This window comes from Kitasatospora sp. NPDC127116 (assembly GCF_042677365.1).
GTDB lineage: Bacteria > Actinomycetota > Actinomycetes > Streptomycetales > Streptomycetaceae > Kitasatospora > Kitasatospora lactacystinica.
In genome coordinates, this window is sequence record NZ_JBHXTL010000108.1 from 25,443 (window position 1) to 34,452 (window position 9,010).

8 protein-coding genes are annotated in these 9,010 nt (G+C 74.3%); 6 read left to right on the plus strand and 2 right to left on the minus strand.

Annotation, left to right across the window (positions count from 1 at the left end; all coding sequences use genetic code 11):
- Positions 1-23 precede the first annotated feature (23 nt).
- Together ACFVHV_RS32595 and ACFVHV_RS32600 are read right to left on the minus strand one after the other, a co-directional pair.
- The gene (locus ACFVHV_RS32595) at positions 24-1,577 is read right to left on the minus strand and encodes a DUF2079 domain-containing protein (protein WP_380355940.1); all 1,554 of its coding nucleotides are present in this window, start codon (positions 1,575-1,577) and stop codon (positions 24-26) included.
- 120 nt (positions 1,578-1,697) lie between these two features.
- Entirely contained in the window at positions 1,698-2,339 is a 642-nt protein-coding gene (locus ACFVHV_RS32600) for an HD domain-containing protein (protein ID WP_380355943.1), read from the minus strand.
- A 103-nt stretch (positions 2,340-2,442) separates the two neighbouring features.
- Between ACFVHV_RS32600 and ACFVHV_RS32605 the strand changes: the two genes are divergently transcribed.
- The 6 genes from ACFVHV_RS32605 (at position 2,443) to pcp (ending at position 8,908) form a co-directional block, all read left to right on the plus strand.
- Positions 2,443-3,522: a GlxA family transcriptional regulator gene (locus ACFVHV_RS32605; RefSeq protein ID WP_380355946.1), complete on the plus strand. Its 1,080-nt coding sequence runs from the start codon at positions 2,443-2,445 to the stop codon at positions 3,520-3,522.
- 34 nt (positions 3,523-3,556) lie between these two features.
- Positions 3,557-4,471: an alpha/beta hydrolase gene (locus tag ACFVHV_RS32610; RefSeq protein WP_359910886.1), complete on the plus strand. Its 915-nt coding sequence runs from the start codon at positions 3,557-3,559 to the stop codon at positions 4,469-4,471.
- A gap of 73 nt (positions 4,472-4,544) precedes the next feature.
- A complete protein-coding gene (locus tag ACFVHV_RS32615; RefSeq protein ID WP_359910889.1) occupies positions 4,545-5,396 on the plus strand; it encodes a MerR family transcriptional regulator in 852 nt (283 codons plus the stop codon).
- 84 nt (positions 5,397-5,480) lie between these two features.
- Positions 5,481-6,710, plus strand: a complete 1,230-nt coding sequence (locus ACFVHV_RS32620) for an MFS transporter (protein WP_380355950.1) — start codon at positions 5,481-5,483, stop codon at positions 6,708-6,710.
- A gap of 166 nt (positions 6,711-6,876) precedes the next feature.
- Positions 6,877-8,070 (plus strand): alpha-hydroxy-acid oxidizing protein, encoded by a 1,194-nt coding sequence (locus ACFVHV_RS32625; protein WP_380355953.1) that lies wholly within the window; start codon positions 6,877-6,879, stop codon positions 8,068-8,070.
- 154 nt (positions 8,071-8,224) lie between these two features.
- Positions 8,225-8,908 (plus strand): pyroglutamyl-peptidase I, encoded by a 684-nt coding sequence (gene pcp / locus ACFVHV_RS32630; protein WP_359910899.1) that lies wholly within the window; start codon positions 8,225-8,227, stop codon positions 8,906-8,908.
- Positions 8,909-9,010: the final 102 nt, after the last annotated feature.

A 9,010-nucleotide genomic window follows, 5' to 3' on the forward strand; every position in this document is an offset into this window, starting at 1 on the left:
GGAGGGTGCCCGACAGAGGTCCTTCAGGGACGTTGCAGCAGGAGCAGGCCGTCCTGCTCGACCAGCGGTCGGTAGCCGCGTTCCCGGTAGAGGGCCAGCATCCGGGCGGTGTCGGCGGTGGCGCACGGGGCCTGCACGCTCGGGTCGCGCACGTCGACGGCCACCCACTGCGGTCCGGGGCCCACCGGCGCCCGGCAGACCAGGGTGACCTCGGCCCGGCCGGTGAGCTGCGCCGCCAGCCGGTTGGAGGCGGCCACGGCGGCGCCGTCGGGTATCCGGTGGAGCATCGCCCGGGTCTCGGTGAGCCGGGGCGAGGTGCGCCAGGCCTCGGGCATCACCACCTCGTGCAGCGGGTAGAGCGGCAGCGTCACGGCGGTCACCAGGGCGCTGACGGCGAGCGCGCGGCGGACGCGGCGGGCGTCGCAACGCCGCAGGACGTCGACCAGGGCCGCCAGCGCGATCGGCATCAGCACCGCGCTGTAGTGGTAACTGACGCCCCAGTAGTGCGGGTTGGCCGAGAGCAGCCGCCAGGCGAGGGTGGGCACGCAGAGCAGGAGGAGCGGCGAGCGCACACCGGCGAAGCCGGCGGTGGCGGCGAGCAGGAACAGCAGCAGCCACTTGACCGGCGGCCAGCCGAGCCGCAGCGGCAGCGCCCGGAGCGAGGCCTGCCAGCCCTGCCCGCCGCCGTCCAGCTGCTGCCAGTAGTCGAAGCCCCCGCTCGGGTTGAAGGCCGGCAGCACGACGAGCACGGTGAGCACGGTCGCGGCGAGGCCGACGACGGCGAGGGTGAGCCCGGGCAGCGGGCTGCGGCGGCGCTCCCGCCGGGCCTGCCAGGCGATCAGGACACCGACGGCGGCCACCGTCAGCCCCAGGTCCTCCTTGACCAGTAGCAGCGGCAGCGACCAGAGCGCGGCGGCGAGCGGCCGGCGCCGGCCGAGTGCGGTGGCGGCGAAGGCGAGCAGCGGGACGGCGAAGGCGATCTCGTGGAAGTCGTCGGCCGCCGCCCGGACGATCCCCCAGGAGGCCCCGGTGGCGCAGCCGACGACCAGTGCCGCCCGCGCCCCGGCCACCTCGTGGGCCCAGCGGGTCAGCGGGACGACGGCCAGCGCCATCAGCAGCGCCTGGGCGACGACGAGGGTGAGCGGGCTCGGGAAGGCCCGGTAGGCGGGGGCGAGGACGGCGATCAGCGGGTGGAAGTGGTCCCCGAGCAGGTGGTAGCCGGTCCCCTTGAGCGGCACGATCGGCGCCTGCCCGTGGGCGTACGCCCGGACGGCCTGCTCGAAGATGCCCAGGTCGTAGGCCTTGGTGAGGCCGCGCCGGTGCCGGTTGACGGCGACGCAGATGTAGAGCGCGGCGAACCCGGCCGCCAGGCCCCAGGCGAGCGCGGCGGGGCGGCGGGCGAGCAGGGCCAGCAGGGTCGTGAACCGGGCGGAGGGCGCGGAAAGCGCGGACGAGGTGGTCGGGGCCGAAGGGGAGGAAGCGGTGGAAGGGGCCGAAGGGGAGGAAGCAGCGGAGGGAACGGGGGACGCGGAGGCTGCGGACAGCAGGGCTCGCGGCGGGGAGACGGAAGCGGGCATCGGCAAAGTACCCTTTCACTATTTGATTAGTGGAAGGGTGGTGGAAGCCGGACCCGCCGTCAAACCCGGCCGGCCGACGCCGGCCGGGCCTTCGGGCTGCCTCCGAACCCCCGATCCGGCTCACTCCGCCCACTCGGAGCCCCTGATCACCTCCACGAAGTCGCCGCGCTCGAAGCCCGGCACGAAGTGGGCGAGCACATCCGCCTTGACGTTGCCGAAGGTCGTCTCCGGGCGGCCCTCGACACCCTCGGTGAACGCGGCCAGGATGCGGTTCTTGAAGTCGGGCCGCGGATGGGCCGCGACCACGGCGGCCCGCTGCCCGGCGGAGATCGCGTGGTAGCCGATTCCCAGCACGTCCAGCTCCACGCCCCGGGTGACCAGGGCGATCTCCGGCGCCATGTGCAGCGGGACCTCCGGCGTGGTGTGCAGGGCGATGGCCGTCCAGACCCGCTGCGCCGGCTCCCCGGTGATGCCGTGGGCCGCCAGGAAGCGACGGGCCTCGTCGGCGCCGTCGATCTCGAACCGCTGGTCGGTCCTGGCGAAGCGCCCGGTGAGGCCGAGGTCGTGGAACATCGCGCCCACGTACAGCAGCTCCGGGTCGAACTCCAGCCCCTGCTCGGCGCCGCGCAACGCCCCGAACAGGAACACCCGGCGCGAGTGGTCGAACAGCAGCGGCGACGCCGCCTCCCGCACCAGCTCGGTCGCCTCCCGGGCCAGGGCACTGTCCGGGATGCGCACGCCCGCGATCGTCTCGTTCGTCATGGTTCCTCCGTCTGCGGGAGCGGTTCGGTCGACTCCTCCACCCTCGCCCCCGGGCGTAGGCTGCCGCCATGTCGGTACAGACAGCCGGGCCTCGGATCCGGACATGACGCGCCGGGTCGCCTTCCTCGTGTTCGACGGGGTGACGCTGCTCGACGTCAGCGGTCCGCTGGAGGTCTTCCACCAGGCCGGACGGCTCGGCCACCCGTACCGGACCGCCCTGGTCTCCCCGGACGGCGGCACCGTCACCGCCTCCAACGGCGTGGCCCTGGCGGACACCGCCGCACCCCGGGACAGCCGGGAACCCCTCGACACCCTGGTCGTCGCCGGAGCCGACCACCTGGCCGCCCGGGGCCCCGACGCACACCTGCTGGCCGCCGCGGAACGCCTCGCCGGACCGGCACGGCGGGTCGCCTCGGTGTGCAGCGGCGCCTTCGTGCTCGCCGCGCTGGGGCTGCTCGACGGGCGCCGGGCCACCACCCACTGGCGCCACGCCCCCACCCTCGCGCTCCGCCACCCCGGGGTGCTGGTCGAACCCGACGCCCTGCACGTCCAGGACGGCCGCTACCACACCAGCGCCGGCATCAGCGCGGGCATCGACCTCGCCCTCGCCCTGGTCGAGCACGACCACGGAGCCGAGACCGCCCGTACCATCGCCCGCGAACTGGTCGTCTTCATGCAGCGCCCGGGCGGACAGTCGCAGTTCTCCACCGCCCTGGCCACCCCGCCCGCCCGCGGCGACCTGCTGCGCACCCTCACCGACGCCGTCCTCGCCGACCCGGGCGCCGACCACAGCCTGCCCGCGATGGCCGCCACCGCCGCCGTCAGCACCCGCCACCTGACCCGGCTCTTCCAGGCCGAGCTGCACACCACGCCGGCCCGCTGGGTCGAGCGGGTCCGCCTCGACCGCGCCCGACAGCTGCTCCTCGACGGCCACAGCATCACCGCCGCCGCCCGGCTCAGCGGCCTGGGCAGCGACGAGACCCTGCGCCGCGCCTTCGCCCGCCGGCTGGGCACCACGCCCACCGAGTACCGCAACCGCTTCACCACGACCATCGGCCCCGGCGCTCAAGCAGGCGAGACCCCTGAGCACCTGCCCAGCCGAGCACCCGAGAACCTGCCCACCCGAGCACCCGAGAACCTGCCCACCCGAGCACCCGACAGACTCCCCGCGACGAACGCTTGACCTTGACGCTACGTCAGGGTTGGAGGCTTGCCGCATGACGAACGAGAGCACTTCCACCGCCCCGCTCCACCCCCCGGTCGGCGGTTTCCAGGAGGTCGACGGCCGCCGCCTCTACCTGCACCGCCAGGGCACGGGCGGGCCCGCCGTCGTCCTCCTGCCCGGCGCCAGCGCCATCGGCCTGGACTACTTCGGTGTCCAGCAGGGCGTCGCGCAGTTCACCACCGCCGTGGTGTACGACCGCGGCGGCACCGGCTTCAGCGACGAGGCCGCGCTGCCCCGCACCGCCGCCGAGGTCGCGGCCGAACTGCGCGAACTGCTGCGCGCCCAGGCCGTGCCCGGCCCGTACGTCCTGGTCGCGCACTCGCTCGGCGGCGCGTACGCCCACGGGTTCGCCCAGCGGTACCCGCAGGACGTGGCCGGACTGGTCTGGCTGGACGCCTTCCACCGGGACTGGGACGACTACATGCCCGCCGAGGCGAGCCTGGCCGCCACCCGGCGCCTGTCGCCCACCGAGGAGCAGCTGCGGCAGGCGCTCCCCGCCATCCGGCAGCTGTGCGAGGAACTGCTCGTGGACTACCCGGCGGACGTCCGCGACGCGGTGACCGAGTACCACGTGAGCGAGCGCTGGATCCACGCCGGCATCGCCGAACGCGCCTCGATGCCCGAACTGGCCGTCGAACTGCGGGCCGGGGCGGACCTCCCCGACGTCCCGCTGATCGCGCTCACCCCGCTGGGCGTCGACCCCGGCCAGCAGGCGCTGATGTCGGAGGAGCTCCTCCAGGCGATGCACGACGGCAAGACGCGGCTGTACGCGGACATGGTGGCCAGGGTCTCGAACGGCGAGCAGCGCCTCCTCGCCGACACCGGCCACAGCCAGTTCGTCTTCGAGCGGACCGATGTCGTGGTCCGGGCGATCCGCGATGTCGTGGACCGGGCGGGCCGCGCCTAGACTTCGGCCACGGCCACGCACAGCCACAGCCACAGCCACAGCCACGAATCCTCAACGGAACCGGAGCCGGACGGTGCTGACGATCGGTCAACTCGCCGCGACCGCGGGCGTGACCGTGCGCACCGTCCGCCACTACCACCAGGTCGGGCTGCTGCCCGAGCCCGAGCGCGACCGCTCCGGCTACCGCCGGTACAGCGCCCAGGCCGCCGTGGACCTCATCCGGATCAGGACGCTCGCCGACGCCGGGGTGCCGCTGGCCCGGATCGACGCGCTGCTGCACGCGCAGCCGGAGGAGTTCGCCGCCGCCATCACCGACCTCGACGCCGAACTGCGGCACCGGATCGACCAACTCGCCGAGCACCGCCGCCGGATCGCCGACCTGGCGAGCGGCGAGCGGCTCGCGCTGCCGCCCGAGGTGGTCGCCATCCTGGACCGGATGCGCGCGCTCGGGGTCAGCGAGCGGTCGGTGCTGCTCGAACGGGACACCTGGATCCTGCACCAGGCCCTGGACCCGGAGGCCATGCGCCGGGGTATCCGGGAGAAGAACGCCAGCTTCGGCGACGCCGAGACGATGCGGCTGTTCCTGCTCTGCGACCAGTCGCTCGACTGGGAACCGGACGACCCCCGTGTGGACCGGCTGATCGACGACCTGGACGCCTGGGAGGCCGCCCACGGGCGGGACAGCAGCCGGCCCGGCAAGCAGGCGGTGATCTTCTCCCGGCTCGCCGAGGCCTCGCCGACCTGGCAGCGCATCCTCGGCGTGCTCGCCCATCGCGCCAAGCAGCGCCGCCTCGCCGAAGAGCGCCGCCTCGCCGAAGGCCCCATTCCTGCCGAAGGCCGCCATCTCGCCGAGGAAGGCCGCCCCGCCGAGGAACCCCCGGCCGCCGGGGAAGGCCGGGCCGCGGACCCGGCACGGAAGCGTTGACGTCGGATTCACGCCAGCCCAACCCCCCTTCGTACTGCTGGACTTCGGTTCACGAACCCACCACCCAGCGACGGGACCTCCGGCATGCCGACCGGCACCACCCTCCATCCAGCCCCGACCACCCCGGGCCCGACCGCCCCGGGCCCGCGCCCCCGGGACGGCGGCACCCTCGCCGTCCTCGCCGTGACGACCGGCGTGTTCTCCATCGTCACCACCGAGATCCTCCCGATCGGCCTGCTGACGCCGATCGGCACCACCTTCCGGATCTCCGACGGCACGGCCGGGCTGATGATGACCCTGCCGGGCATCGTCGCCGCGGTGGCCGCGCCCCTGGTGACCGTCCTGACCCGGCGCGCGGACCGGCGGACCATGCTCTGCGCGCTGCTGCTGGTGCTGACCCTGGCGGACCTGCTCAGCGCCCTCGCCCCCGCCTACTGGGCGGTACTGACCGCCCGGATCGTCCTCGGCCTGGTCATCGGGGCGTTCTGGTCGATCGGTTCCGGGCTCGCCCCGCGCCTCGTCCCGGAGCACCGGCGGGCCAGGGCCAACACGGTGATCTTCTCCGCCGTCCCGCTCGGCTCGGTGCTCGGCGTCCCGGCGGGGGTGTTCCTCGCCTCCCTGGCCGGCTGGCGGACGGCCTTCCTCGCGATGGCCGCGCTGACCCTGCTCGCCCTGGCCGCCCTCCTGCGGTCGCTGCCGCCGCTGCCCCCGCTCACCGTCACCGGGCTGGGAGTGCTGCGCGGTCTGCTGGCCGGCCGGGGCACCCGGACCGGCATCCTGGTGACCTTCCTGATCGTGCCGGCCCACTTCGGCAGCTACACCTACGTCACCCCCTTCCTCGCCGGCACCACCCACGCCGGCCCCGGCCTGATCACCGCCCTGCTGCTCCTCTACGGCGCCGCCGGACTGCTCGGCAACCTCCTGGCCGGGGGCCGGGCGGCCGGGGCACTGCGTCCGGTGTTCGGCACGGCGGCCGTCCTGCTCGCCGCCGCGGCGCTGCTGCTGCCGTTGCTGGGCACCGGCGGTCCGGGCGCCGCCGTCCTGCTGGCGCTCTGGGGCACCGCTTACGGGGCCGTCCCGGTCTGCGCGCTCAGCTGGTTCCTCGCCGCGGCCCCGCACGCCCCGGAGGGTGCCGGTGTGGTCTTCACCTCGGCGTTCCAGGCCGCCTTCTCGATCGGCGCGCTGGCCGGCGGCCTGGCGGTGGACCACTCCTCCCCCGGCACGGTCATGCTGCTCGGCGGGACGGTCGCCCTGCTCGCCGCGGCCGCCGTGTGGCGGCACGGCCACCGGGTCCGTCCCGAGCCGACGCCGTGAGACGGCCGACGCGGTGACGCACCCCCGGCCGGACCCTGGCCGTCCGCTCCGTCCGCGGTGAGAATGCCGGGGTGCCGTCAGCCCGTCCGTCCGTACGACGGAGCCGCGGACGGCACCGCCGGCCGGGACGGTCCCGGGTGGCCGAGGACGAGAGGACGGCCGACGGATGGACAGCCAGCGGATGGATCCGGCGTTCCAGGGGCGGTTCGGCGACTACCAGAACGAGATCTATCTGCGCGGGCTCGGCGGCGTGCTCCCGACGATGCCGATGGCCTTCGCCGAACTGGAGGCGCGGGCGAGCACGGCGCTGGCGCCCTCCGTGCTCTCCTACGTGGCGGGCGGGGCCGGCGACGAGTCCACCCAGCGGGCGAACGTCGCCGCCTTCGGCCGGTGGGGCCTGGTGCCGCGGATGATGGTCGGCGCGCGTGCACGGGACCTGTCGGTGGACCTGTTCGGGATGCGGCTGCCGACCCCGCTGTTCATGGCTCCGATCGGGGTGATCGGCCTGTGCGCCCAGGACGGTCACGGGGACCTGGCCACCGCCCGGGCCGCCGCCCGGACCGGTGTGCCGATGGTCGCCTCCACGCTGACCGTCGACCCGCTGGAGCGGGTGGCCGCCGAGTTCGGCGACACTCCCGGCTTCTTCCAGCTCTACACCCCCACCGACCGGGCGCTCGCCGAGAGCCTGGTGCACCGGGCGCAGGCCGCCGGCTACCGGGGCATCGTCGTCACCCTGGACACCTGGGTCACCGGCTGGCGCCCGCGCGACCTGGCGACCGCCAACTTCCCCCAGCTGCGCGGCCACTGCCTGGCCAACTACACCTCCGACCCGGTGTTCCGCGCCCGCCTCGCCAAGGCCCCGGAGGAGGACCCGCAGGCGGCCGTCCTGGAGTGGGCCGGCGTCTTCGGCAACCCCCTGACCTGGGACGACCTGCCCTGGCTGCGCTCGCTCACCGACCTGCCGATCCTCCTCAAGGGCATCTGCCACCCCGAGGACGTCCGCCGCGCCAGGGACGGCGGCGTCGACGGCGTCTACTGCTCCAACCACGGCGGCCGCCAGGCCAACGGCGGACTCGCCGCCCTCGACGCCCTCCCCGGCGTCGTCGAAGCCGCCGACGGCCTGCCCGTCCTCTTCGACTCCGGCGTCCGCTCGGGCACCGACGTCGTCAAGGCCCTCGCCCTCGGCGCCACCGCCGTCGGCGTCGGCCGCCCGTACGCCTACGGCCTGGCCCTGGAGGGCACCGACGGCATCGTCCACGTACTGCGCTCCCTGCTCGCCGAGGCCGACCTCCTGATGGCCGTCGACGGCTACCCCACCCTCGCCTCGCTCCGCGCGGACGGCGCACTGCACCGCACATGACGGGAATTCAGGTCACGAGAGGTCAGGTCACGACGAGGAATCAGGTCATCGTGTCCACCGGAGAGCGGCGGGGCTTGCCGGGACATTCGGGACGGCCCTACGCTCGAACGGCACAAATCGGGTCCGTACGTTCCCGCACGCTCGGAGGTCCGCCATCATCCGCGTCCTGCTGACCGCCTTCGAACCGTTCGGCCGCGATCCCCTGAACTCGTCCCTGGAGGCGGGCCGACTGGTCGCCGCCGGTCCGCCGGCCGGGGTGGCCCTGGAGTTCGCCGGGCTGCCCTGGGCGTTCGGCGACTCGATCGCCGAACTGCGCCGGGCGGTGGCCCGGTTCGAGCCGGACCTGGTCATCGCCACCGGCCAGGGCGGCAACCGGCCGGACCTCACGGTCGAGCGGGTGGCGATCAACCTCGACGACGCCGTCCGGACAGCCGACCGCAAGGGCCACCAGCCGCTCGACCAGCCGGTCGTACCGGACGGCCCGGCCGCGTACTTCTCCTCCCTGCCGGTGAAGGCCTGCGTGGAGGCGGTCCAGCAGGCCGGGATCCCGGCCACCGTCTCGCACACCGCCGGCACCCACCTCTGCAACCACGTCTTCTACGGGCTGGCGCACCTGATCGCCACCGAACGCCCGGAGCTGCGCGGCGGGTTCGCGCGCCTTCCGTACCTGCCGAGCCAGGCCTCCGGCCGGGAGCAGAGCGCCTCGATGTCGGCCGAGACGGCCGCCGAGGGGGTCCGCATCCTGATCCGCAGCGCCGTGGCCACCCTCCACCTGCCGCCCGTCGGCACGGTGGCGGCACCGCGCCGGCGAAGCTGGCTGTCCCGCCGGGGCAACTGATTCCCCGGAAACTGAGCTCCGGAGACTTCCGGAGACTTCCGGAAACGCGAAGAACCCCCATCCGGATCCCGGATGGGGGTTCTTCTGAATAATTGTTCGGCG